This is a genomic window from Williamsia sp. Y721, from assembly GCF_059683565.1.
This window is the reverse complement of the sequence record NZ_JCASNH010000004.1, coordinates 99,113-122,199: the sequence shown is the minus strand read 5'-3', so window position 1 is coordinate 122,199 and position 23,087 is coordinate 99,113. Positions and strand designations below refer to the sequence as shown.

The 23,087-nt window shown below is 65.0% G+C and carries 26 protein-coding genes; 13 read left to right on the top strand and 13 right to left on the bottom strand.

Features of this window, described 5'->3' with window-relative positions; genetic code table 11:
• Positions 1-71: 71 nt before the first annotated feature.
• Positions 72-581 carry an O-acetyl-ADP-ribose deacetylase gene (locus AC56PL_RS20080; protein WP_497154942.1) on the bottom strand — a complete coding sequence of 170 codons (510 nt, stop codon included), beginning with the start codon at positions 579-581 and terminating at the stop codon, positions 72-74.
• Positions 578-1,522 (bottom strand): ADP-ribosylglycohydrolase family protein, encoded by a 945-nt coding sequence (locus AC56PL_RS20075; protein WP_497154941.1) that lies wholly within the window; start codon positions 1,520-1,522, stop codon positions 578-580. Before AC56PL_RS20075 ends, AC56PL_RS20080 begins: the two co-directional genes overlap by 4 nt.
• A 70-nt stretch (positions 1,523-1,592) precedes the next feature.
• Here AC56PL_RS20075 and AC56PL_RS20070 point away from each other — a divergent pair, with 70 nt between their 5' ends.
• Positions 1,593-2,222 (top strand): NrtR DNA-binding winged helix domain-containing protein, encoded by a 630-nt coding sequence (locus AC56PL_RS20070; protein ID WP_495518307.1) that lies wholly within the window; start codon positions 1,593-1,595, stop codon positions 2,220-2,222.
• Positions 2,223-2,231: 9 nt separating this feature from the next.
• Here AC56PL_RS20070 and AC56PL_RS20065 read toward each other — a convergent pair whose 3' ends face one another.
• Positions 2,232-3,338 (bottom strand): alcohol dehydrogenase catalytic domain-containing protein, encoded by a 1,107-nt coding sequence (locus tag AC56PL_RS20065; protein WP_497154940.1) that lies wholly within the window; start codon positions 3,336-3,338, stop codon positions 2,232-2,234.
• Between the two features lie 152 nt (positions 3,339-3,490).
• Between AC56PL_RS20065 and AC56PL_RS20060 the strand changes: the two genes are divergently transcribed.
• From AC56PL_RS20060 to AC56PL_RS20050, 3 genes are all read left to right on the top strand, one after another.
• Complete coding sequence (locus AC56PL_RS20060; protein WP_497155301.1) at positions 3,491-3,904, top strand: acyl-CoA thioesterase; 414 nt, start codon at positions 3,491-3,493, stop codon at positions 3,902-3,904.
• Positions 3,901-5,115: a cation:proton antiporter gene (locus tag AC56PL_RS20055; RefSeq protein ID WP_497154939.1), complete on the top strand. Its 1,215-nt coding sequence runs from the start codon at positions 3,901-3,903 to the stop codon at positions 5,113-5,115. The genes AC56PL_RS20060 and AC56PL_RS20055 overlap by 4 nt, the downstream gene beginning before the upstream one ends.
• A 113-nt stretch (positions 5,116-5,228) precedes the next feature.
• A complete protein-coding gene (locus tag AC56PL_RS20050; RefSeq protein WP_497154938.1) occupies positions 5,229-6,260 on the top strand; it encodes a hypothetical protein in 1,032 nt (343 codons plus the stop codon).
• 21 nt (positions 6,261-6,281) lie between these two features.
• On the opposite strand, the gene AC56PL_RS20045 is transcribed toward AC56PL_RS20050, so the two are convergent.
• Positions 6,282-7,031 carry an alpha/beta fold hydrolase gene (locus AC56PL_RS20045; protein ID WP_495518312.1) on the bottom strand — a complete coding sequence of 250 codons (750 nt, stop codon included), beginning with the start codon at positions 7,029-7,031 and terminating at the stop codon, positions 6,282-6,284.
• 85 nt (positions 7,032-7,116) lie between these two features.
• Positions 7,117-7,995: an SDR family NAD(P)-dependent oxidoreductase gene (locus tag AC56PL_RS20040; protein WP_497154937.1), complete on the bottom strand. Its 879-nt coding sequence runs from the start codon at positions 7,993-7,995 to the stop codon at positions 7,117-7,119.
• 116 nt (positions 7,996-8,111) lie between these two features.
• On the opposite strand from AC56PL_RS20040, the gene AC56PL_RS20035 reads away from it, so the two are divergent.
• Positions 8,112-8,765: a TetR/AcrR family transcriptional regulator gene (locus tag AC56PL_RS20035; protein ID WP_497154936.1), complete on the top strand. Its 654-nt coding sequence runs from the start codon at positions 8,112-8,114 to the stop codon at positions 8,763-8,765.
• Here the strand turns inward: AC56PL_RS20035 and AC56PL_RS20030 are convergent.
• The gene (locus tag AC56PL_RS20030) at positions 8,725-9,144 is read right to left on the bottom strand and encodes a CoA-binding protein (protein ID WP_497154935.1); all 420 of its coding nucleotides are present in this window, start codon (positions 9,142-9,144) and stop codon (positions 8,725-8,727) included. The two genes, AC56PL_RS20035 and AC56PL_RS20030, sit on opposite strands and share 41 nt — an antisense overlap.
• A 56-nt stretch (positions 9,145-9,200) precedes the next feature.
• Between AC56PL_RS20030 and AC56PL_RS20025 the strand changes: the two genes are divergently transcribed.
• Positions 9,201-9,728, top strand: coding sequence for a DUF1697 domain-containing protein (locus AC56PL_RS20025; protein WP_497154934.1), 528 nt, complete (start codon positions 9,201-9,203; stop codon positions 9,726-9,728).
• An 18-nt stretch (positions 9,729-9,746) separates the two neighbouring features.
• Here AC56PL_RS20025 and AC56PL_RS20020 read toward each other — a convergent pair whose 3' ends face one another.
• The 3 genes from AC56PL_RS20020 to AC56PL_RS20010 all read right to left on the bottom strand — a co-directional run bounded on the left by AC56PL_RS20020 (position 9,747) and on the right by AC56PL_RS20010 (position 12,310).
• Positions 9,747-10,547, bottom strand: coding sequence for an ABC transporter permease (locus AC56PL_RS20020; protein ID WP_497154933.1), 801 nt, complete (start codon positions 10,545-10,547; stop codon positions 9,747-9,749).
• A 32-nt stretch (positions 10,548-10,579) separates the two neighbouring features.
• On the bottom strand, positions 10,580-11,560 hold the full coding sequence (locus tag AC56PL_RS20015; RefSeq protein WP_497154932.1) for an ABC transporter ATP-binding protein: 981 nt from the start codon (positions 11,558-11,560) through the stop codon (positions 10,580-10,582).
• 87 nt (positions 11,561-11,647) lie between these two features.
• Positions 11,648-12,310 carry a response regulator transcription factor gene (locus AC56PL_RS20010; RefSeq protein WP_497154931.1) on the bottom strand — a complete coding sequence of 221 codons (663 nt, stop codon included), beginning with the start codon at positions 12,308-12,310 and terminating at the stop codon, positions 11,648-11,650.
• A gap of 201 nt (positions 12,311-12,511) precedes the next feature.
• Here AC56PL_RS20010 and AC56PL_RS20005 point away from each other — a divergent pair, with 201 nt between their 5' ends.
• Positions 12,512-13,711, top strand: a complete 1,200-nt coding sequence (locus AC56PL_RS20005) for a sensor histidine kinase (RefSeq protein ID WP_497154930.1) — start codon at positions 12,512-12,514, stop codon at positions 13,709-13,711.
• 9 nt (positions 13,712-13,720) lie between these two features.
• Here AC56PL_RS20005 and AC56PL_RS20000 read toward each other — a convergent pair whose 3' ends face one another.
• The gene (locus AC56PL_RS20000) at positions 13,721-14,413 is read right to left on the bottom strand and encodes a GntR family transcriptional regulator (protein ID WP_495518321.1); all 693 of its coding nucleotides are present in this window, start codon (positions 14,411-14,413) and stop codon (positions 13,721-13,723) included.
• 138 nt (positions 14,414-14,551) lie between these two features.
• Between AC56PL_RS20000 and AC56PL_RS19995 the strand changes: the two genes are divergently transcribed.
• The 6 genes from AC56PL_RS19995 to AC56PL_RS19970 all read left to right on the top strand — a co-directional run bounded on the left by AC56PL_RS19995 (position 14,552) and on the right by AC56PL_RS19970 (position 19,537).
• Positions 14,552-15,781 carry a divalent metal cation transporter gene (locus AC56PL_RS19995; RefSeq protein ID WP_495518322.1) on the top strand — a complete coding sequence of 410 codons (1,230 nt, stop codon included), beginning with the start codon at positions 14,552-14,554 and terminating at the stop codon, positions 15,779-15,781.
• A gap of 25 nt (positions 15,782-15,806) precedes the next feature.
• Positions 15,807-16,562 carry a 5-oxoprolinase subunit PxpA gene (locus AC56PL_RS19990; RefSeq protein WP_495518323.1) on the top strand — a complete coding sequence of 252 codons (756 nt, stop codon included), beginning with the start codon at positions 15,807-15,809 and terminating at the stop codon, positions 16,560-16,562.
• Positions 16,559-17,188, top strand: coding sequence for a 5-oxoprolinase subunit B family protein (locus AC56PL_RS19985; RefSeq protein ID WP_497154929.1), 630 nt, complete (start codon positions 16,559-16,561; stop codon positions 17,186-17,188). The genes AC56PL_RS19990 and AC56PL_RS19985 overlap by 4 nt, the downstream gene beginning before the upstream one ends.
• A complete protein-coding gene (locus tag AC56PL_RS19980) occupies positions 17,185-18,060 on the top strand; it encodes a 5-oxoprolinase subunit C family protein (protein WP_497154928.1) in 876 nt (291 codons plus the stop codon). The genes AC56PL_RS19985 and AC56PL_RS19980 overlap by 4 nt, the downstream gene beginning before the upstream one ends.
• A 45-nt stretch (positions 18,061-18,105) precedes the next feature.
• Entirely contained in the window at positions 18,106-18,894 is a 789-nt protein-coding gene (locus AC56PL_RS19975; RefSeq protein ID WP_495518326.1) for a putative hydro-lyase, read from the top strand.
• A gap of 64 nt (positions 18,895-18,958) precedes the next feature.
• Positions 18,959-19,537 (top strand): TerD family protein, encoded by a 579-nt coding sequence (locus AC56PL_RS19970; protein ID WP_497154927.1) that lies wholly within the window; start codon positions 18,959-18,961, stop codon positions 19,535-19,537.
• Positions 19,538-19,557: 20 nt separating this feature from the next.
• Here the strand turns inward: AC56PL_RS19970 and AC56PL_RS19965 are convergent, their stop codons facing one another.
• Genes AC56PL_RS19965 through AC56PL_RS19955 form a run of 3 tightly spaced genes read right to left on the bottom strand, consistent with a single transcriptional unit; the run spans position 19,558 to position 23,085 of the window.
• Complete coding sequence (locus tag AC56PL_RS19965) at positions 19,558-21,192, bottom strand: dipeptide ABC transporter ATP-binding protein (RefSeq protein WP_497154926.1); 1,635 nt, start codon at positions 21,190-21,192, stop codon at positions 19,558-19,560.
• Complete coding sequence (locus AC56PL_RS19960) at positions 21,189-22,091, bottom strand: ABC transporter permease (protein WP_497154925.1); 903 nt, start codon at positions 22,089-22,091, stop codon at positions 21,189-21,191. The genes AC56PL_RS19965 and AC56PL_RS19960 overlap by 4 nt, the downstream gene beginning before the upstream one ends.
• A complete protein-coding gene (locus AC56PL_RS19955) occupies positions 22,084-23,085 on the bottom strand; it encodes an ABC transporter permease (RefSeq protein ID WP_497154924.1) in 1,002 nt (333 codons plus the stop codon). Before AC56PL_RS19955 ends, AC56PL_RS19960 begins: the two co-directional genes overlap by 8 nt.
• Positions 23,086-23,087 lie beyond the last annotated feature (2 nt).

Here is a 23,087-nt window from a genome sequence, read left to right as displayed (position 1 = left end):
CCCACGCCTGTGACGCAACGCACATCCGACCGTACCGGACCGAGCGGGCGATCGGTCTTTACCCCCTACCTTCAGCCGACAAGGCGCCGGGTCATCTCGGCGATCTCGCGGGAGTACGCGACGAGCGTGACGATATCGACGCCGACGTCGGCCGTCTTGATCGCGCGGACCTGCTGGGCCACCGCATCGTCGACGGGCCACCCGTAGGCCCCACCCGATATCAACGGGAACGCGATCGACGACGCCCCCAATGACCGAGCCAGCAAGAGGCTGCGCTGGTAGCAACTCCGCAACTGCGCAGATCGGTCTTCTTGTCTGGAATACCGAGGCCCGACGGTGTGAATCACCCACCGCGCAGGCAACTTCCCGGCACCGGTTGCCACCACGGCTCCCACATCGAGACCGTTCGGAAGGGTGGTTGCGCGCAGAAACCTACATTCGTCGAGAATTTCAGACCCACCTGCGCGATGTATGGCGCCGTCCACGCCCCCGCCGCCGAGCAGCGAGGAGTTCGCGGCGTTGACGATGGCGTCTGCGCGAACCTTGGTGATGTCACCCTGGGTGACGTCGATGACGGTCATGATGTTGCCTCCTGCGAGTTCGTGTCGAGGATCTTGTCGGTGAGTGCGCACAGATCTGCGGCCCTTGCTCCCGGGTACCCATGTAGGCCCTCGAGCCAATCGGCGGGGATCGAGGAGATTCCGCGGCAGGCGCCGACCAACCCGCCCGCTATCGCGGCGGTCGTGTCGGTGTCATGGCCGGCCCGAACACACAATTCGAGTGTCTGCGGCAGATCACCGCCGGACCTGTTGATCGCCCACCAGGCCGTCTGTAGGGCGTGGACGACCCATCCGTTGTTGGGAAAGTCTGCGGGCGAGCCGGTTTCGGCAATGTCGAGCAGTGGCGCCCAGTAATCGCTGGTCGATGCCGGAGCATTGTCCAAGAATTTGCGCACGCCACCGGTCGAACCGGTCAGCACCGCGTGATGGATGCCTGCACTCCACATCTGACACGCCTCGCGGGCACGTACATCGCAATGCGTGAGGTCACTGATGGCGCCGGCGGCTTCGATACAGGCCTCGAGGTCGTCGAGGAATGCCAGTGCCACCGGCGCGGTCCGCATCAGCGACCCGTTACCGCCGGTACGCCCGGACAACGTCGCGGCTGCGGCGGCCATCTCCACGGCATTCACGGCGCGAGCCGACAGGACAGTGCGCGTCTGATTGCCGATGTCCGGCGGATTCGATCGATACCATCGCATGAATCCGGCAGCGATGGCGTCGAGGTCGGCCTGCCCGAGCGAAAGCCCTTCCACTACACAGAGCGCCATGGACGTGTCGTCCGTCCACTCCCCCGGTGCCCAGTTGAACGTCCCACCGCCCTTCATGAATATCGGCGTATCCGCTGTGGGATAGGTGAATTCGTAGCCGGCACCCAGAGCGTCACCGGCCGCGGTCCCGGCGAGTACTCCGGCGCAGCGATCCCTCTGCACTTCGGTCAAGTGTTGTTCGATCAGCGTCATCAGACCCTCGCCCTCAGTTAGATCAATATTGAGCTAAAGATTAGCGCACGAATGAGCTAATGTGCAAGGCATGGTGTGGCGAGATTCTGAGGGCAAGACCCTTGACGACTACACACGGCCATCGGTGGCGGTTGATGTGGCGGTTCTGACCGTGCGGGACGATCAGCTCTGTGTGGTGACCGTCGACTCCGACCGTGGACCGTCGCTACCGGGCACATTCCTACACCCGGGCGAGACGCTGCGAGATGCTGCCGGACGGGCCCTACGAACCAAAGCCCGCCTCATTGACCTCGAGTTCCACCAGCTCGGTATGTACGACGACCCGGACCGCGACGATCGCGGATGGGTTCTGTCCATGGCGCACAGCGCTGCCATCGCCCACGATCGATTGCCCGAGACCGTCGATCTGGTCACGGTCACCGACGGCGTGGCCGACGAAACGTTGGCCTTCGATCACGGCGACATGGTCGCCCAGGCGGTTGCCGATCTGCGCCAACGCTATTGGCCGCTACCCGACCCGGACAACCTCTTGCCCGATCAGTTCACCCTGCTGGAGCTACGCCGACTGTACGAGACGATCTTCTCCGAGGCCTTCCCCAAGGACACCTTCCGCCGCCGGTTCATCGGACAACTCGAGGGCACCGGGCAGCGGTCGTCAGCAGATACCGGTCGACCGGCCGAATTGTTCCGGCGCCGGTGAGATCCCCCGTCAGTCGAAGGTGATGACCTGACGGATGGCCTTGCCGTCGGCAAGCTGATCCATCGCCGAGTTGATGTCCGACAAGGATATTCGCGATGAGATCAACTCTTCGACCGGCAGTAGTCCATCGCGCCACATCTGCGCGTACCTGGGGATGTCCCGACGAGGCACGGCCGAGCCCAGATAGCTGCCGACCACCGTCCGAGCTTCGGCGGTGATCGTCAGCGGTGAAATGTTTGCCATGGCGTCGGGTGCGGGCAGGCCCACGGTCACCGTGGTCCCACCGGCTGCCGTTGCCGCGAACGCGGTCTCGAAAGCCCTTGCGCTCCCCGCACATTCGATGACATACGTCGCCTTGATCCCCTGCTCGGCGATCGCCTGTGGCGTATAGGTTTCGTGCGCGCCGAGCCGGCGTGCGTGTTCCAGTTTCTCGTCCACCATGTCCACTGCGACAATCCGTGAAACACGCTGCGCCACAGCGGTGATGAGTGCCGCCATCCCGACCCCACCGAGCCCGACGATCATGATCGAGTCGCGCATGGTGGGGTTCGCCGCATTCAGGACCGCACCGCCGCCCGTCAGGACCGCGCAGCCCAGGACAGCCGCGACATCCGGCGGAACATCGTTTCCCACAACAACAGCCGATGCTGCGTCCACGACGGCGTGGTCGGCAAACCCGGAGACCCCGAGATGGTGATGCACCAGCGCACCCTGATCGGTCACGCGTCGGCCACCGGCGAGGAGTTCACCGGCATTGTTCGCGGCACTGCCGGGCCTGCAAGGTAATCGGCCGCCGGCCGCGCAACCCTCGCAGTCCTCACAGCGCGGCAAAAAAGACATGACGACTCGTTGCCCGACCGCGAATCCGGTGACGGCGGGCCCGACCTCACGAACGATCCCTGCCGCCTCGTGCCCGAGGAGCATCGGGACGGGTCTGACGCGATTGCCGTCCACCACACTCAGGTCCGAATGGCAGATACCTGCCGCCTCGATCTGCACCAGCAGTTCGGTAGGTCCCGGTGGTTCCAGATCGAGCTCACGGATGACGATGGGAGTCGATTCCGCATACGGCCGAGGCCGACCGATCTCCTCGAGGACCGCGCCCCAGATCTTCACGTCAACCCTTTCTCACTTGGCGATGCCCGAACCACGATGCACCCCACCACTATGCACCTCGTAGTCTGCAACGAGGCATTCGCCGCGAGAGAGGCTGGACAGTGACCACATCCGGAACCCCCGTTCCCGAGGACTATCCCGTGCTCTGGCCGATGCCGACCCGCTGGGACGACAACGACCACTACGGCCACGTCAACAACGTCACGTACTACTCCTACTTCGACACCGCGGTGAACGCGTGGCTGATGTCGGCCACGGGCACCGACATTCGGCTGCTGCCCGCCATCGGGATCGTCGCCGAGACATCGTGCAAGTTCCTGAGCGAGCTCACCTTTCCGGATCTGCTCCGGGTCGGGATCTCGATCGAGCGACTCGGCAACCGCAGCGTGGTCTACGCGCTGGCCATCTTCGCCGAGCAGGCCGACGGCAGTCTCAGACCCGCTGCCACCGGCCGCTTCGTGCACGTCTACGTCGACCGCGACGATCGTGTGCCGGTTGCCATTCCCGCCGAGATCAGAGCCGCGGCCGAGTCACTGACCATCGACCGGGGACGGGAACTGACGTGACGGCAACGGTGGCCACGTCGCTGTTCTGGATTCTGCTGATCGCGGTCCTGGCCCCGTTGATCGCCGGTCTCATACCCGGAAGACGAATCCCCGAAGTCGTCATCCTGCTGGTGGGCGGCATCCTGATCGGCCCTCACGCCCTCGATTTCGCCACCGACGGGTCAGCGATCGATTTGCTCCGCGAACTCGGTCTCGGACTGCTGTTCCTGCTCGCCGGCTATGAGATCAAGACCTCCGAGGTGGCAGGCCGGGAAGGACGCCGAGCGCTCTACACGTGGATCTGCTGCCTGGCATTCGCCTTCGCGATCACGTTCGGCATCGGCATGACCACCCTGGTCACCGCCGAGAGTGCGGTGGCGATTGCCATGTGCTCCACCGCCCTTGGCACGTTGCTGCCGATCCTGCGCGACACCGGGATGTTGAACAAACGACTGGGCCAGACGGTCCTGAACCACGGCGCGTTCGGTGAACTCGGTCCGGTGATCGCGATGGCGGTACTGCTGGGCGCACGCGGATCATTGAAATCGGCAATCGTGCTCGCGGTCTTCGCAATTGCCGCAGTGACGGTATGGCTCCTGACCGAGAAGTTGCTACAGCGCCAACGCTGGCTGACGAACCTGATCTCAGCGGGTTCGCACACCACCGCGCAGACCACCGTCCGGATCACCATGTTGTTGTTGGTCGGGTTGATGGCACTGGCCTACGCATTCGACCTGGACACCATCCTCGGCGCATTCGCCGCCGGTTTCATCCTGCGACGCATCCTTCCCGACGGCGACGAGATCTTCGAACACAAGCTCGACGGGATCGCTTTCGGACTGCTGATCCCCATCTTCTTCATCACCTCGGGCATGACGATCGACGTCTCGGCCGTGGCAAGCAAGCCCGGACTCCTTGTCGCTTTCATCCTGATGATCCTGATCGTCCGCGGATTCCCGGTGTTCATCTCCACCCGATGGGACCGCGGCAACTCGGGCAACGAGCCGCCGCTGTCCACCGGTGAGCGGGCGCAGATAGCGCTCTACTCGGCGACCGGATTGCCGATCATCGTCGCGGTCACCGGTGTTGCGGTGTCCGCCGGGCACATGTCGGACGGCAACGCATCGGTCCTGGTGACGGCGGGCGCGCTCACGGTCCTCCTACTGCCGCTGGCCGCGACGATCATCGGTTCGCGCGGAAACAAGACGGGCGTCGACCAGACAACGGTGTGAGGGGCCTGTCGGCCCGGTCGTCCCGACTCTGTCGGCCATGTCGTCCCGACTCTGTCGGCCATGTCGTCCCGACTCCCGGCACGCGGTCTCCCGGATCGGGGATAATGGTGCAGATGGTGTACGTCTCGGCGATCGTCGGTTTTGTGGTGTTGTTTGCCATGACCGCGCTGGCCTTCGTCGGCACCGAGTGGATCAGGTCGATCGATTGGTCCGACAAGTTCCGGAGGGCGGCGCTCCCCCGCGCCGACACCGGATCCTCGACGTCGCCCTCATCCAAGCCCGACGACCCCGCGCCGCAGCCCAGGCCGGTACCCGGTGAAGGGCTGACCGGGCTGACCGGGCTGGCGAAGAGCACCACTACGCCCTACTGGATCAATCACCTGGGCGGCCCGCGGCCAGGCAACGCGACCTGCATCCGTTTCGCGTTCATCGCGGTGGACACCTGGCGCGGTGACCCCGGCCGCATCGACCTCACCGACCTGCTGGACCGAGACCCGGGTATGGCCGACGACTGGGCAGGCCGCAGCGATGAGGAGCACTATCCGCGCCTGCTGCGGCGGCAACTGCGCCAGCCGCATCTGTCGCATGACGACCAGACGACGATCGATGAGATGCGTTCACATCCGATCGGCAAACTGGCCTACTTTGCGTGCTCGACCGCAACCGCGATCGAACTGAGTGCTTCGTGGCGCCACGACATATTCGACGACAAGATGATCCGAGTCGACCTCGACGCCGAAGTCGCCGAGGTCAGCCGCAGCTGCGCACGGCTCCGCGATTCTGTCGACAAACTCGGGCCCCTTCCTGACGGCGACCTCGGCGATGACCCCGACATCATCGCAATCCACGTCGGCCGGGCCCAGGTCCACGACGAACGGCTCGGCCTACTGGTCCAGCGGTTGCGGGCGTTCGCCCGTTACCGCGCCGGCATCGAGCAGGTGGATCGTCAACTCGCCAAACTGGAATGGGTCATCAACGTCGGCACCGAAGACGATTCCGACGAGTATCTTGTTGCAGCCGAAGACGAGCTGGGATCAGAGCGCCTGGATCAGGCGGCGCAGGAGTTCGACGCGGTCTCCGGCGCGATCATCGAGAGCATGCTCACCGACGCGAAGAAGTTGTCGCGAATCGTGCGTTATTCGTAGGCGGCGCTGTTCTACGGACGTCTAGCCCCGCAAGAAGTCCGTCACCAGCCGATTGAACTCGGCGGTCCGGTCGCGGTGCACACTGTGACCGGCATCGATCTGACCGAAACGCCCGTCGGGCAACGCCTCGGCCAGACTCACCAGGTGCCGCGGCGGCAGGAAACTGCGCTGACCACCTGAGACCACCAACGTCGGGAATTTGAGCTGCGACAACGACTCCCACCAATCGGTGTCGACCGCCTCGAACTGGCGGGCCACGATGTCCGACATCCGGTGATCGAACCGCAGCACCGGGCTCGGATAACGAACTGTCGACCACAGCCCACGCAGCCGGTCGGCGATACCGCTGAAGGGCACGATGTGCTCGTCGACGTCGGCCTGATCACGCGGCATCGGCGGGATCTCCTCGAGCACCAGCTTGCCGATACGCGCCGGGTCGAGGGCCGCGAGCCGAATCGCGGTCTGGCCACCGAGGGAATGGCCGATCACGTCGATTTCGTCGACGCCGAGTCCGTCGAGCACAAAGCTCAGATCATCACGGAAGTCATCGAGCAGATACGACGTCGATCGCGAGCTGCGGCCGTGCCCACGCTGGTCATACGTGATGACCGTGCGGCCATCCGCGCGAAGCTCCCGGGCCAGCGCTCGCCACGTCTGGTGATCGCCGCCCATTCCGTGGACCAGCAACACCGGTTTGCCGGTCAGCGGACCGGAGGTTCGCACAGCAAGCCGAACCGCCCCGGGTCCGTCGGTGCGGGTCAAAGTGTTCACCGGTGACAGGGTAGTCACCTTCCCCTGACTGCCCGATGACCCTGCGGATCGGGCCGAGTGAGTCTGCTGCCTTCGGCGAGACTGTTCAGCCCGGGGGTACCGGTATCGCATCCTCCGCCGCGCGACTCACTGCTTCCCACTGCCGCCACGTGTCGACCTTCTCCTGCGCTGCAGCCACGGCCGCGTCGAGTACTGCGCTGCCGAAGATGATGCGCCGCGGCGGTCGGGGAGAATCAACCACCGCGACGAGTGCGTCGGCAGCGCGCCGCGGGTCACTGTCGATACTGCTGCCCGCACTCTGCATCTCCAACTCGGTCCGCAATGCCGCGTACTCCGGCATCGGGGTCGACATGCTCATCGCGTTGTAGAGCTCGGTCCAGTAACCGCCGGGTTCGATGATCGTGACGTCAACTCCGAAGTGCGCAGCCTCGGCGGCCAGCGCCTCACTGAGTCCTTCAAGGGCAAACTTGCTCGCACTGTAGACCCCGCTGCCCGGACCGCTCATCACGCCACCGATGCTCGAGATCTGCACCAGATGACCTGCTCGTTGCGTGCGGAAGACTGACATCGCAGCCTGACTCACCCACAGGGCACCAAAAAAGTTCGTGTCGAACTGTGCCCGAACCTCGTCCTCGACGAACTCCTCGACGAATCCGTAGGCCATCGTGCCCGCGTTGTTCACGACGATGTCGAGCCGCCCGAACTGTTCGACCGCCCGCTCGAAAGCCGTGAACACTGACGCCCGATCCGTCACGTCGGTTGCGATGCGCAGGATGCGCTCGGGGGCGTGTGGGAGATCCGCGGTCTCGATCGAGCGCGACAGAGCCACGACGTTGTCGCCCCCGGCAAGCGCCGCCGCGGCGAACTCCCTGCCCAGTCCGCGACCGGCACCGGTGATGAGCCAGGTACGCGCGGCGCGGGGTGGATCGGCCGAGTGTCCCCCGGTGGTCGGCGTGGATGTCATGGCAGAATCCTCTCCGTAGGAAAGACGGTGCGTCTCGTCTCGTTCCGATGACAATGCCTTGGTCCACGCCCCGTGTCAAGACGGACCGTCTCGTCTTAAGGAGATATCATCGCGGGATGACCTCGTCCGAGCGCCTCCGATCCCATGCGACCCGGCGCAACCCGGCATCCCGCAAGGCGATCCTCGAAGCTGCGTTCGACCTCGTCACCGAGTTGGGTTACGCGAAGCTCACCATCGAAGCGATCGCCACGCGAGCCGGGGTCGGGAAGCAGACGATCTATCGATGGTGGCCGTCAAAGGGAGCAGTACTCCTCGACGCATATCTGGCGCGCACCCAGGGCGATACCGAAAACCCGGCTGCCCTCCCCGACACCGGGGATCTCGAAGCGGACCTCGTGATGGTGCTGCAGGCAACCGCCGCAGAGTTGCGAAGTCCAACATTCGCCGCACCCTTACGAGCGCTGACCGTGGCAGTGCTCGAAGATCCGGAACTCGCGAAGGAATACGAGAGCAGGCTCGATCAACCCATGGGTGAACTGAAGAGGGAGCGCCTACGTTCGGCGCAGCGCGCCGGTCAGCTGCCGATGACCCTCGACCTCGACGTGGCCGTCGATCTGCTGTTCGCCCCGCTCGCCCAACAGTGGTTGCTCCGTGGGGAACCCCCGAGCGACGACTACGCACGAAGCCTCGTGGCGACCGTCCTCTCAGGCCTCCGGAACACCACGCGGCCTATTTCGGCGCGTCCAGCCCCACTCGACGCCGCTCGATGATCAGGCAGCGGTTCTCGACGTAGAGCAGGCCGGCTTTCTCGGCGATCTCTCGAGCCTCCGCCGACACGATCCCCAGTTGCAGCCACAGTGCCGTGGCGCCGGCGGCCACCGCCTGGCGGGCGATCTCCGGGGTGTCCTCCGATGGGCGGAACACGTCGACAAGACCCACCTGCTCGGGAATATCGGCCAAGGTTCGGTAGACCTTCTCACCGAACAGCTCGTCTGCCTTGGGGTTCACCGGGATGATGCGCCATCCGTGCTTCTGCACGTTCACCGGAACTTTGTGCGCGGGCTTCTCCGGGGACGCACTGGCACCAACAACGGTAATGGTCTTGTATGTGGAAAGGATTTGCTCGACCACTTCGTCTGTATCAGCCATACACGCGATCGTAGAGGTCGGGCCCCGACCGGCGTCAGTGGTGTTCAATCGACGGCATGGCACAACGGGTGGTTCTCATTCGCGCGGTAAACGTCGGTGGCGCCAAGCTGCCGATGGCCGAACTCCGAGAGATGGCAGCCGACCTGGGCGCCACCGACATCTCGACCTACATCGCCTCCGGAAATCTGCTGTGCACACCGCCCGACGATCCCGCCGCCTTCGACCGCGCGCTCGAAGTGGCAATCACCAACCGCTACGGCTACTTCCGCGAAGTCATCAGCAGGTCGGCCGACGATCTCGCCGCCGCGTTGGCCGAGCATCCGTTCGATGTCGTCGAGCCGAAGTACTCGTACGTCTACTGCCTCACCGCAGCGCCGGAACCAACCGCGGTCGCAACATTCCACAATCGTGATTTCGGCGACGACGTGTTCGAGGTCATCGGCGACAACCTCCACATCCGCTACGACGCGGGAGCTGGAACGTCCAAACTCACCGCCCCGGTCATCGCAAAGGGCTTGGGTGTCCAAGGAACCGGACGCAATCTGCGCACCGTCGAGAAGTTGATCGAACTCGCCCGGAAATAGCTGCCACCACAACGTTTCCTACCCTGCGGTGACGTCCCGGCGCGACATCGTCAAGCCCATCACGCCCACACACGCCGCAGCATAGATCGCCAGCGTTGTCAGAGTCTGCGCCTGCGACAACGCGCCTGGCCGCTCCGGCTGCACCAACGACCGCATGACCAACCCGGGGAACCAGCGCTCGGCCCACTCGCGATTCTCCGCGAGGACGTTTTCGACGGGTCCGAACCACAGCAGGCAGACCCCGAGTGCGATGGGTGTCGACTTCACCAGTACCGCAACCGTTGTGCCGATCAGGGCGTACATCGCCACGAACACCAGCAGCCGGCCGTAATCTGCCAACGCACTGCCGAGCGCATCTGCCCCGAACCAGCCCGCGGTGTCGACGTCCACCGACGGTGCCACCACCGCCGCGGTCAGCGCTCCGACGATCAATGCCACCGCCATCAACACCGCGGCCAGACTGATTCGTGCCACCAACTTTCCGGTGACCAGTGACAACCGGCTCGGCTGGCGGGTCAGCGCGGCCCGCAACGTGCCCCGGCTGATCTCATTACCCATCGCGGCCGCGAATGCCGCGACCACCAGCACGGCGGCGACGCTCATCGATGCGATCACCGCAGCGGTGGCACCGCCCGAGCCGACCAGCGCTTCGAGGGACACACTTGGCCCGTCGCCGCTGCGCCCAAAGGGTTTGGCAGCCTCGATCAACAACCAGGTGGCCAGCACGCTGAACACCACGGTGGTGATGCCCAGGCCCGCCCACAGACGGGGCCGGTTCAGCAAGATCCATTCGGACCGAAAAGAATTCAGCAGATTCATCGCAATGCCTTTCAGGAGATTCTCTTCAGATGTCAGATCGAGGACGTGTGAATCAAGTTGAGATAGCGGGCCTCGAGATCGGCACGCCGGTGATGTAATTCGGCCAGGACAATTCCCGCGGCGTGGGCCCGGACGTTGATCTCCGCGGCCAACTGCCGGGCATCGACGTCGTCGGTGAGGGCGATGATCAGGCCTGTCCCGTCACGGCTGATCTCCAGACCCGTCGCCTGTGCGATGGCCTCGAGGTCGTCGAACCGGGACTCGTCGTCGGGTGCCAGAACCAGTGCGTCGGCCGTGGCACCCAGCGACTGCGGCGTTCCGGCGTGGACGACTCCACCGTGGTCCAGCACCACCAACCAGTCACAGACCTGTTCTAGTTCGGCGAGCAGATGCGATGAAACGACAACTGTGCGCCCTTGCGCGGAGATGCGTCCGATGAGGTCACGGACCTCTTGCATGCCTTGGGGATCCAGGCCGTTGGTCGGCTCGTCGAGTATCACCAGCTCGGGATCGCCGAGCAGAGCAGCTGCAATTCCGAGGCGCTGCTTCATCCCGAGTGAATAGCTACCGAAGCGGTCCTTGCCCCGATCCCCCAGGCCCACCAGGTCGAGTAGCCCATCGACCCCATCGGTGGCCTGTCCGGACAACACCGCCAGCGACCTCAGATTGTCCCGAGCAGATACAGCGGGGTGAAATGCCGGCGACTCGATGAGCGCGCCGACGCGCGGAAGATACTGCGCGCGTCGATGAATCGGCGCGTCAAGAACGGTTCCGTCACCATCGCCGGGTTTGACGAGGCCGAGCAACATCGCCATCACAGTGGTCTTTCCGGCGCCGTTCGGCCCGATCAGACCCGTGACCGACCCGGCAGGCACCGTGAAGGACACATTGTCGACAGCGGTTCGCCTTCGATATCTTTTCGTGAGCCCCTGTACCGAAACTGCCACGTGCGCAGTTGGATTCGGCGACTCCAGTACTGACGGTCCATCCTGGATGACTGTTGTTGATTCCATACGGACAACGATGCCGTTGCCTGCGCCCGAAGTCGTCGGCCTGATGTGGACATCGGCACTACGTCAGGTGTGCAGTGCCCGCCATGCTCAGATACGGACCAACCCGTGCCGGTAGGCGAACACCACCATCTGCGCCCGGTCACGGGCCTGGAGTTTGGTCATGGCCCGGCTCACGTGGGTGCGGACCGTCGCATTGCTGACGAACCATTGGGCGGCGATCTCATCGTTGGACAACCCGGCCGCCACCAGTCGGACCACCTCGAGTTCGCGCGTGGTGAGCAGATCGACGACGGCATCCGACGCAACAGCGGCAGACGCCACGGGTTCCTGGGCGAACTCGGTGATCAGCCGTCTTGTCACCCCCGGCGACAACAGCGCCTGGCCTGCGGCGATGACGTGCACCGCCTGAATCAATTCGGCCGGCTGGGTGTGTTTGACCAAAAAACCGCTGGCACCGGCACGCAGCGCCTCGAACACGTACTCGTCGATTTCGAAGGTGGTCAGGATCAGAACCTTCACGTCGGCGAGGTCGTCGCGGGCGGTGATCTGGCGGGTCGCCTCGAGTCCGTCGCAACCGGGCATCCGGATGTCCATGATGATGACGTCGGGTCGCACGTCGATGCACACCGCGACCGCTTCATCTCCGTCGGCGGCCTCCCCGACCACCTCGATATCGTCCTCGGCGTCGAGTAACGCGCGAAAGCCGGTCCGTACCAGGAGCTGATCATCAGCCAGTGCCACCCGAATCATGTAACCCCGGTTCCGCCTGCCGCCTGCTCGGTGGGTGCTCGTTGCCTGCCCCGAGCGTAACCATCCGCTGACCGCGGTGACCGTATTCGAAGCAGATCTCCACACCTGACGTACAGAATCCACTCGACGCATCGCACCGCCCTATGCGATCTCAACGGTGAACCGACGCGAGCCGTACCGAACGACTCTACGATCGGCCAGGTGGACGTCAGATGGTCGAATCGTGTGCGCGAACTCGGAATGCGCGAGTTCGGGGTGCGCGAGTTCGGGGTGCGGGGGTCCGATCTGGCACTTGCGCTGGTGGTGATCATCCTGGTCATCGTCGGCAGCTCCGTCGGACACACCGGTACGGACGGACGGCCGATCGACGGTCTTGCGATCACACTCGGGATCATCGGCGCTTTGTCGCTGGCCCTGTCCCGCCGATATCCACAGGTGATGATCGGTCTCGCCGTCGGTGTGGTCTTTGTCTACCTCGCTCGGGGATACCCGGGTGGCCCAGCACTTTTGGTCGGCCCGCTGTCCATGGCCCTGGCCGGGTACCGGGCGCCGCGCACGACCGCACTCGTGGGTGCCGCCGTCATGTCGGTTGCGGTGATCGCCGGACGATGGATCGGTGCCGGAACGCTCGGGACCATCGGAATCGCCGGTCCGGCGTGGGCTTTCACGCTGGCACTGGCGGGCATCGTGCTCTGCGCGCGTACCGAACGGGCTGCGGCACAGCGGGAACGCGATGAGTTGCGCCGCAGGCAGGCGATGACCGATGAGCGCCTGAACATCGCGCGAGACCTGCACGATTCGGTCGCCCACGCGCTGGCCACCATCAATGTGCAGGCCGGTGTCGCGGCGCATCTACTCGACAAGCAACCGCAACAGGCGAAACCGGCCCTCGAGGCGATCCGGGCGGCCAGCAGTGAAGTACTCGATGAGCTCGGCACCATGCTCGAAGCCTTGCGGGACCGCGACCAATCCGCGCCACTGGCGCCGGCACCGACACTCGGACAGGTCGACGGCCTGATCGACCGCGCCCGTGCAGACGGCTTGGCGGTGAACTACGAAACCGAAGGCGACACCGCTGCGGTGCCATCGGCGATGGGAGTCGCGGCCTATCGCGTTGTCCAGGAATCACTGAGCAACGTGCGCCGCCACGCGGGTGCATCGCCGGTGGTCGAGGTCTCGGTGACGGCGCATCCGCCCCATCGGCTCGAGGTGAGCGTGTTCGACGACGGAGGCAGACCCGGCAGCACGAAAACTGTTGCACCGCAGCCGGGTACCGGACTCGGCATCATCGGGATGACCGAACGGGTCGAATCCAGTCGGGGCACACTCGATGTGGGAGTCGGCGCCCTGGGCCGCGGCTATCGCGTCGTCGCCCGCTGGGACACCACGACGAGCGACTGACCCGACAGTTCAGTCGAACTGCGTCAGCAGATGCGCTTCGGCATCGAACAGATAGCGGTCCATCGCCGCAGCCGACTCCTCGACGGCGCCGACCGCCATCAGATCCACGATTTCGGCGTTCCGTTCGACGTAACGGGTGTGGAAATCACGCGCCGACGCGCTTCGGAAGAACACCAACCGCATTTCCGCCAGCAGCAGGTTCATCTCCACGTCGAGGCGGTTGCTCTGCGCTTGAGCCACCACAGCGCGATGGAAGTGCTGGTTCGCCGTCGCCACCGCATCGCCGTCACCCGCGGCGATCGCGACCCGCCCCTCGTCCACTGCCGCAGCCATCGCGGCCAGGTAGGGCGGCGCTCCGCGACCCACTCGGATCGCACCCGACTCGATGACCCGGCGCGCACGGTAGACATCCCGCACGTCGTCAGCGCCCGGCGTCCGGATGAGAACGCCACGATTGGGGACCCGCTCGAGTATCCGTTCGGAAACCAGCTGGCTGAGCGCCTCGCGGAGGGTATTGCGCGAGATCCCGAGCGCCCGGGCGATCGACTCTTCCGGTAGTCGGTTCCCTGACCTCAGGCGACCTTCGTCGACCTGGGTACGCAAGACCGCTGCGGCCCGCTCGGCGGACGAAGTGCGGACCACCTCCCCGCGGGCAGCAACCAGCACACCGAGCACGTCGTCCAATCCAGACTCGTTTTCCACATCAGGAGTCTACGAGAACGTAGGATTGCGGGATTGTTGAACAATCCTTAGCGCTGAGGAAACATTCTCGAAACATTTGAATACGACGCTGAGGACACCCCCAAGCCCGTCGGGGTCCGCCAAACCGAGGAGAGTTCCATGGCAGACACGCCTGCCACCACCCAGAACAGCACTGAGAAGGCGGTCGACGCCAAGGGCGGGCGCGCCGCGCTGCTCGGCGCAATGTTCCTGATGGCCACCAGCGCCATCGGGCCGGGCTTCATCACCCAGACCACCAAGTTCACCGTGCAACTCGGTGCCGCGTTCGCGTTCGCCATCCTGGTCTCGATTCTCATCGACATCGCAGTTCAGCTGAACGTCTGGCGGGTCATCGGGGTCGCCGGGAAACGTGCCCATGAACTGGCCAACGATGTCGTTCCCGGTGCCGGCTGGGTCCTGGCCGGCCTGGTCGTCCTCGGCGGCCTGGTGTTCAACATCGGCAACATCGGCGGTACCGGTCTGGGTACCGACTCGATGTTCGGACTCGAACCCAAGATCGGCGGCGCCGTCTCGGCGGTGATCGCCATCGCCATCTTCCTCAGCAAGCGGGCAGGCGTGGCCCTGGATCGGATCGTCGTCGTGCTCGGTGCGGCAATGATCCTGATGACCGGCTACGTCGCGGTCGTGTCCGGACCACCGGCCGGAGACGCCCTGCGCAACATGGTGATTCCCGAGGAGATCGACTTCCTGGTCATCACCACCATCATCGGCGGAACAGTCGGCGGTTACATCACCTATGCAGGCGCGCACCGACTACTCGATTCGGGTTTGACCGGACCGGGGCACATCCGCGAGATCAGTCGCACGTCGATCATGGGCGTCATCGTCACCGGCATCATGCGCGTCTTGCTCTTCCTCGCCATCCTGGGCGTGACCGCAGGCGGAGTCCAACTCGCAGAGGGCAATCCGACCGCATCGGCCTTCGAATCCGCACTCGGCGACATCGGGTTACACGTCTTCGGTGTGATCCTGTGGGCGGCCAGCATCACCTCGGTCATCGGGGCCGCGTACACCTCTGTCTCCTTCCTGACGAAGAGCGACACCACCGCGCGCACCCGGAACCAGCTGACGGTCGGATTCATCGCGATCTCCACCGTCATCTACCTGCTGATCGAGACCACACCGGTCAAACTCCTGATCTTTGCCGGTGCGTTCAACGGCATCATCCTGCCGCTCGGGTTCACAATCATCTTGTGGGTCGCCTGGCGCCGACGTGACCTGCTCGGTGGATACCGCTACCCGACATGGCTTCTGTCCATCGGAGTGATCGCCTGGTTGATCACGCTCTACCTCGGCTACGAGTCGCTGACGACCTTGGGAGACCTGTGATGACGACGACCTTGGGAGACCTGCGATGACCATCGACCTCAACAGCGACATCGGTGAATCGTTCGGTCGTTGGGACCTCGGCGACGACGAGGCCATGCTCGATGTGGTCACCAGCGCCAACATCGCCTGCGGCTTCCACGCCGGCGATCCGAGCACCATCTCGCGTACCGCGGGATGGTCCGTCGACCGGGGGGTCCGGATCGGGGCGCAGGTCGCCTACCGCGACCTCGCCGGTTTCGGCCGTCGATTCGTCGACGCCACCCGCACTGAACTGACCGACGACATCGTCTACCAGATCGGCGGCCTGCAAGCGCTGGCCGCTGCCGTCGGCGGACGCGTCACCTACGTCAAACCCCATGGAGCGCTGTACAACACAGCCGTCCACCATGAAGAACACGCGCTGGCGCTGGTCGACGCGATCGCGGCACTCGACCCTGATCTCGCCTTGCTCGGCCTTCCCGGTTCCCGGCTCCTGACCCTCGGTGAGGAACGCGGCCTGCGCGTCGTGAGGGAGGCGTTCGCCGATCGCGGATACACCGCGGCCGGAACGTTGGTGCCGCGCAGCGAGCCAGGAGCGATGCTCGACGATCCGGCTGCCGTGGCCGCCCGGGTGTTGCGCATGGTGACCGACTCGGTGGTCGAATCCGTCGACGGGACAGATGTCGCCATCGACGTGGACTCGATCTGCGTACACGGAGATTCACCTGCTGCAGCACAGATGGCAGTGGCGGTCCGTGAGCTGCTGGCAGCCGAAGGTGTCGAGGTGAAAGCGTTCACATGAACCTACTCGCCTACGGCGATCGGTCGTTGATGGTCGAGGTGGACACCACCGATGAGGCGATCACCTGGACCTCCGCCCTCGGCAACGCAGCGCTGCCCGGCATCGTCGACATCATCCCCGGCGCGCGCACGGTTCTGCTTGTCACCGACTCACCCACCCGGCTACCCGCAATCCGTACCGCCGTGGGCTCACTGTTCCCCGCGCCTGCCGGCACCCCGACGTCCGACGCCGCAGCCGGCGAACTCGTCGTGGAAGTACCGGTCATCTACGACGGCGCCGATCTCGAGGAGATCGGTCGGCTCACCGGGTTGTCGACCACCGAGGTCGTCGCCGCACACACCGGCCGACCGTGGAAGGTCGCCTTCGGCGGATTCGCCCCCGGTTTCGCCTACCTGATCGGCGGAGATGCCCGGCTCGAGGTCCCCCGCCGGGACGAACCGCGCACGAGGGTTCCGGCGGGCGCGGTCGGACTTGCCGGAGAGTTCAGCGGCATCTACCCGCGCACATCACCCGGCGGCTGGCAACTACTCGGTCACACCGACCTGACCATGTGGGACGCCACCCGTGAACCCCCAGCGCTCCTGCGCCCGGGGTGTTCGGTGCAGTTCCGGGAGGCCGGGCGATGAAGGCATTCGATGTTCTGGCCACCGGCCCACTGAGCACCGTGCAGGACCGGGGACGACCGGGTTTCGCCGCACTGGGCGTCGGCAGATCGGGTGCGGCCGACCGGCATGCCCACGCGTTGGGCAACCGTCTCCTTGGCAATCAGGAAGGCGCCGCCGCACTGGAGGTGACCCTCGGCGGTTTGTCGCTGCGCGCACAACAGGACGTCTGGCTGGTGGTCACCGGTGCCGACCTGGATGTCCTGGTGGACAAGGGATCGGGCGCACATCCGGCCGGAATGAACGCGCCGTTTCGAGTCCTTCCCGGCGACGTGGTGACCCTCGGCATGGCCCGCGCCGGACTACGCGCCTACCTCGCCGCACGCGGCGGATTCGACGTTCCCGAAACGCTGGGGTCGTGCAGCACCGACACTCTGTCCGGACTCGGTCCCGCCCCACTGGCCGTCGGTGATGTGCTCGAACTCGGGCCCCGACCCGGCGATCTGGCCGAGATCGATGTCGCAGCGGTGGCGACGCCGACAACCGGTGAGGTCGAACTCCGATTGCATCGCGGTCCACGAGACAACTGGGTCGACGACGCCGACGATCTGATCCACACCCGCTGGCAGGCCTCCGACCGCAGCGATCGGGTCGGGATGCGTTTGAGCGGCAAGGCATCCGGGCTCACACATCGCGATTCCGGCAGGCAACTACCGAGCGAAGGTATCGTGCGCGGCGCCATCCAGGTGCCACCGAGCGGCGAACCGGTGATCTTCCTGGCCGATCATCCCGTCACCGGCGGGTATCCCGTGGTCGCGGTTGTTGTCGACGACGATGTCGATCGTGCCGCACAGATACGGCCCGGCCAGCACATCAAATTGCGATGGAGCAGATAAACCCCGCCCCCTGCCACGACCTGCACGCCCCGAGGAGGGACAACGATGATCGACCCCGCAAAGCTGAATCCGGAGCAGGCCCGCGCGATGTTTCGAGACGGTCTGATCACCCCGACCGCCGGATGGGCGCCCGGCTGGACGCAGGCCAACCTCATCTCACTGCCCCGCGCCGACGCCTACGATTTCTTGCTGTTCGCACAGCGCAACCCGAAGTCGTGCCCGGTCCTCGACGTCATCGATGCCGGAGCAGTGACCGGCCCGCTCCTCGGCGAACGCAGCGACATCCGCACCGACGCGCCGCTGTACCGCGTCTACCGTGGCGGTGAAATGGTCGACGAGACAAACGATGTCACCCCGTGGTGGCGCGATGATCTGGTGTCGTTCCTCATCGGCTGCAGCTTCACCTTCGAGGCCGCCCTCATCGAGGCCGGTGTACCGGTGCGTCACATCGAGCAGGGCAAGAACGTGCCCATGTACAAGACGTCGCGACGATGCCGGCCGGCCGGGAGCATCTCCGGCCCCCTGGTGGTCTCGATGCGACCGATGCCGGCCGAGCATGTCGCCACTGCCGTTCGGGTGACCTCGCGATATCCCTCGGTCCACGGCGCACCGGTCCACGTGGGCGACCCCGGCGCGCTCGGGATCACCGACATCGCCGCACCGGACTTCGGCGACGCCGTCGAGATCCACCCCGGCGAGATCCCGGTGTTCTGGGCCTGCGGTGTCACCCCCCAGGCAGCGGTGATGGAATCGCGCCCGGATCTGGCGATCGGCCACGCTCCCGGACACATGGTCGTCACCGACGCCCGTGACAGCAACTATCTCGTTCCCTGACCATCGGTAGGCTGGACACGACTGATCACGAGAAAGACGCAACTGCGAAATACGGAGGATCAACATGTCGGTGAGCCTGGCCAAGGGTGGAAATGTATCGCTGAGCAAAGAGGCCCCCAACCTGACGGCGGTGACCGTTGGGCTCGGTTGGGACGTCCGTGTCACCACCGGAGCCGACTATGACCTCGACGCCAGCGCACTCGGAATCGACAGCAACAAAAAGATTCTCGACGATTCGTACTTTGTCTTCTACAACAACCTCAGATCCCCCGACGGCGCCATCGAGCACACCGGCGACAACCGCACCGGTGAGGGCGAGGGTGACGACGAAGCGATCAACGTCGACCTCAAAGCGCTCAACCCGCAAGTCGATACGATCATCTTTCCGGTGACCATCCACGATGCCGATACGCACGGTCAGAGCTTCGGCCAGGTGCACGGCGCCTTCATCCGCGTGGTCGATCGTGCCGACGGCCGCGAACTCGCCCGCTACGACCTCAGTGAGGACGCCTCCACCGAAACCGCGATGGTCTTCGGCGAGATCTACCGCCGTGGCAGCGAGTGGAAGTTCCGCGCCATCGGGCAGGGCTACGCATCGGGTCTGGCCGGCATCGCCCGCGAATACGGCGTCAACATCAGCTAGGTCAGGGTTTCGCTGCCACGTCAACGCAGCGCGATCTTCTCTCCCCGGATGGCCTTCTTTCCCGGAATCGCATTGATGAGTTCTTGGGTGTACTCGTGCTGCGGATGGTCGAAAACATCTGCGATGCGGCCGGTTTCGACGATCCGACCCTTTCGCATCACCGCGACCCCGTCACTGATCTGCCGGACCACGGCAAGGTCGTGGGAGATGAACAGGTAGCTCAACGAATGCTCCTGCTGTAACGCTGCCAGCAGGTCCAAGATCTGCGCCTGTACCGAGACGTCGAGCGCAGACACCGGCTCGTCGAGGACGACCAACTGTGGATTGAGCGCCAGGGCGCGAGCGATCGCCACCCGTTGGCGCTGCCCGCCGGACAGCTGCGCCGGATGCCGGGACAAATACGTGTCCCCCAACGCCACCTGGTGGAGCAGTTCGCGCACCTTCTCGCGCCGATCCTTCGCCGTCCCGATTCCGAAGGCCTGCAGTGGTTCGGCGACTATCTTGTCGATGGTGAGCTTGGGATTCAACGATGCGTACGGATTCTGGTGGACGAGTTGCACGCTGCGACGCAGGGCCCGCAACTCCTTTCCCCGCACCGACGAGATCTCATGACCCTCGAACCCGACCGTGCCAGCCGACGCGGCCTCGAGGCGGGCCACGATCCGGGCGGTGGTCGATTTACCCGACCCGGACTCCCCCACGAGTGAAAACGTCTGGCCCCTACGCACTTCGAACGAGACGTCATCGACGGCGAGCAGGGAGCTGCCGCGTCCGACGCGGAAGGTCTTCGACAGATTCCGGACCGACAGCAGCGCCGGGCCCGCATCTGTCGCCCGGAGTTTGCGTGGCGCCACCCGCGCCACCGCGGTCATACTCGGCGCCGCGGCGAGAAGTTTGCGTGTGTAGTCGTGCTGAGGATCGGTGAGTACTTGCTCCGCTGAACCGGTTTCGACGATACGTCCCTCGCTCATGACGACGATGCGGTCCGCTCGATCGGCGGCGACACCGAGGTCATGGGTGATCAGGAGCACGGCCGCACCAGTCGCGGCGATGCGCTCATCGAGATGATCGAGGATGCGGCGCTGCACCGTGACGTCGAGCGCACTGGTCGGTTCGTCCGCGATGATCAGATCCGGCTCGCAGGCCAGGGCGATACCGATCAGCACCCGCTGGCGCTGTCCACCGGAGAGATCCTGTGGATACTGCCGCATCCGGAGTTCGGGATTGTCCAGGCCGGCCTCGGTGAGAATGCGCAGCGCCTCGATCTTGGCCCGACGCCGGTCGGCGCGCCCATGGATGCGTAATACCTCGGCCACCTGATCGCCGATCCGGGTCACCGGGTTCAACGAGGTCGTCGGGTCCTGCGGCACAAGTCCGATGTGCGCGCCGCGGATCTTCTCCAGTGCCCTTTCCGGTGCGTTGTCGATCCGGTTCCCCCTGAAGGACACCGACCCGGCCGTGATCCGCCCACTTCCCGACAGCAGCCCGATGACGGCATGTGCGGTGGTCGATTTGCCCGATCCGGATTCACCGACGATCGCGACGACCTCACCGGCAGCGACGTCCAGATCGACACCGTCGACTGCGTAACCGGCGTCGGATCCGTACTGGACATGCAGACCTGAAATGCTCAGTACAGGTGGTGGATTGGTCATCGGGACCCGCCTCGATCAAGTTGATGGCCGACGCGGTGGGCCGATAGCACGACCGCGATGATCACGAATCCGGGAAGGGTGGTCATCCACCACGCCACGGCCAGATAGTTGCGACCTTCTGCGATGAGCGATCCCCACTCGGGTGTCGGTGGCGCCGCCCCGAATCCCAGGAAGCTCAGGGCGGACACCGCGAGGATCGCCATTCCGAATTCGACTGCGGCCAAAGCGATCACGGGAGCGTATGAGTTGCGCAGGATGTGGCGCAGCAGCACCGTCGGCCAGCGGACACCGGAGGCGAAGGCCGCCTCGACGTACGTGGCGCGGCGAACCCGCAACACCTCCGACCGAGTGACGCGCGCAAAACTGGCGACCATCGCCACCCCGACCGCGATCGCGACATTGACCGTCCCGAAGCCGAGCGCGGTGACCAGCGCCAAGGAGAGCAGCAGCGCCGGGATCGACAGCAGCACATCGACCACCCGCATCAGGACCGCGTCGATGATGCCGCCGATCGAACCGGAGAGCAGACCGATCAGCGTGCCCACGATCAGCGCGATCCCGACCGCCAAGAGCGTTGCGGTCAAGGACAGTCCAGATCCGTGGACAACCCTGGTGTAGACGTCACGACCGATGTTGTCGGTGCCGAACCAGTGCTCGGCGCTCGGTGCCTCGAACTTGTCTGCCGGAACACCGGTCAGCGGATCGCCACTGGCGAAGACCGAGGGGAACAGTGCGAACCCGATGACCAACAGCAAGACGATGGCCGACACCGCCAGCACCGAATGCTGCAGGATGGTCCGGGCTCCGAACCGACGGGACGGCGGCGGCTGATCCGGCGGGCGCGCCACCTGGGCCTCGTGGTCCCGGATCTCATTGTCGGCGAGTATGAGGTCAGACATGCGCGGCCTCCTTCTCGGTTGTGTCGGACGCCGCCACATCGGTGGTCGGCGTCTTCTTCCGGAACGTCTCGACGATCCTCGGATCGATGAGTGGATACAGCAGGTCGACGATCAGGTTGATCAACACGAACGCCACCGTCGACATGACCACGATGCCGAGCACGACCGGGATGTCCTGGGCCATCACCGACGTCTGCATCAGGCGTCCGACACCGGCCCGGGAGAAGACGGTTTCCACGACCACTGCGCTGGCGACCAAATTGCCGAACAGAACGCCTGCGATGGTCAGCGCCGGGATGCTGGCCAGCCGCACGACGTGATGCGTCACGACCCGAAACCGTCTCGCTCCCTTGGCCTGCGCTGTTTCCACGAACGGCTGCCGCCACGTGGTGCCCATACTCGAGGCAAGGACCTGAGCGATCACCGCACCGGTCGGCAGAGCCAGCGTGATCGCCGGCAGCACCAGCGTCGAGAACCCACTGTCCCCGAACGCCGGGAAGACGTGCAGGTTGAAGGAGAAGACCTGCAACAGCATCAGCCCGACCCAGAACGTCGGGACCGCAACACCCAACGGGGGCAACGCCTGCAGCGCGGTCCGCAACCACCGAGCCCGCGTATAGGTGGTCGCGAAGGCGATCAGCCCACCGAAGAGCAGCGCCAGGGTCAGCGCGCTCACCGCCAATGCCAGCGTGTTCGGCAGCGCGTCACCGATCGCGGTGGTGACCGGCTGCCCGGTCGAGATCGAGGTACCGAAGTCGCCACGGATCGCGTGGGTGAGCGAGGTCCAGTACTGCGACAACAACGACTGGTCGAGTCCGTATCGGGCCTGCAGATCCGCAACGGCCTGCTGATCCACCGGTGTCGCCGAATTACCTTGTACCGCAATACTGACCGGATCGGATGGTAGCGCGAAGAGAATCAGGAAGGCCACGGTGAACGATGCCCAGAGGACACCGACCGCCTGCAGGGCCCGCAGCCCGATATAGCGGATCACGA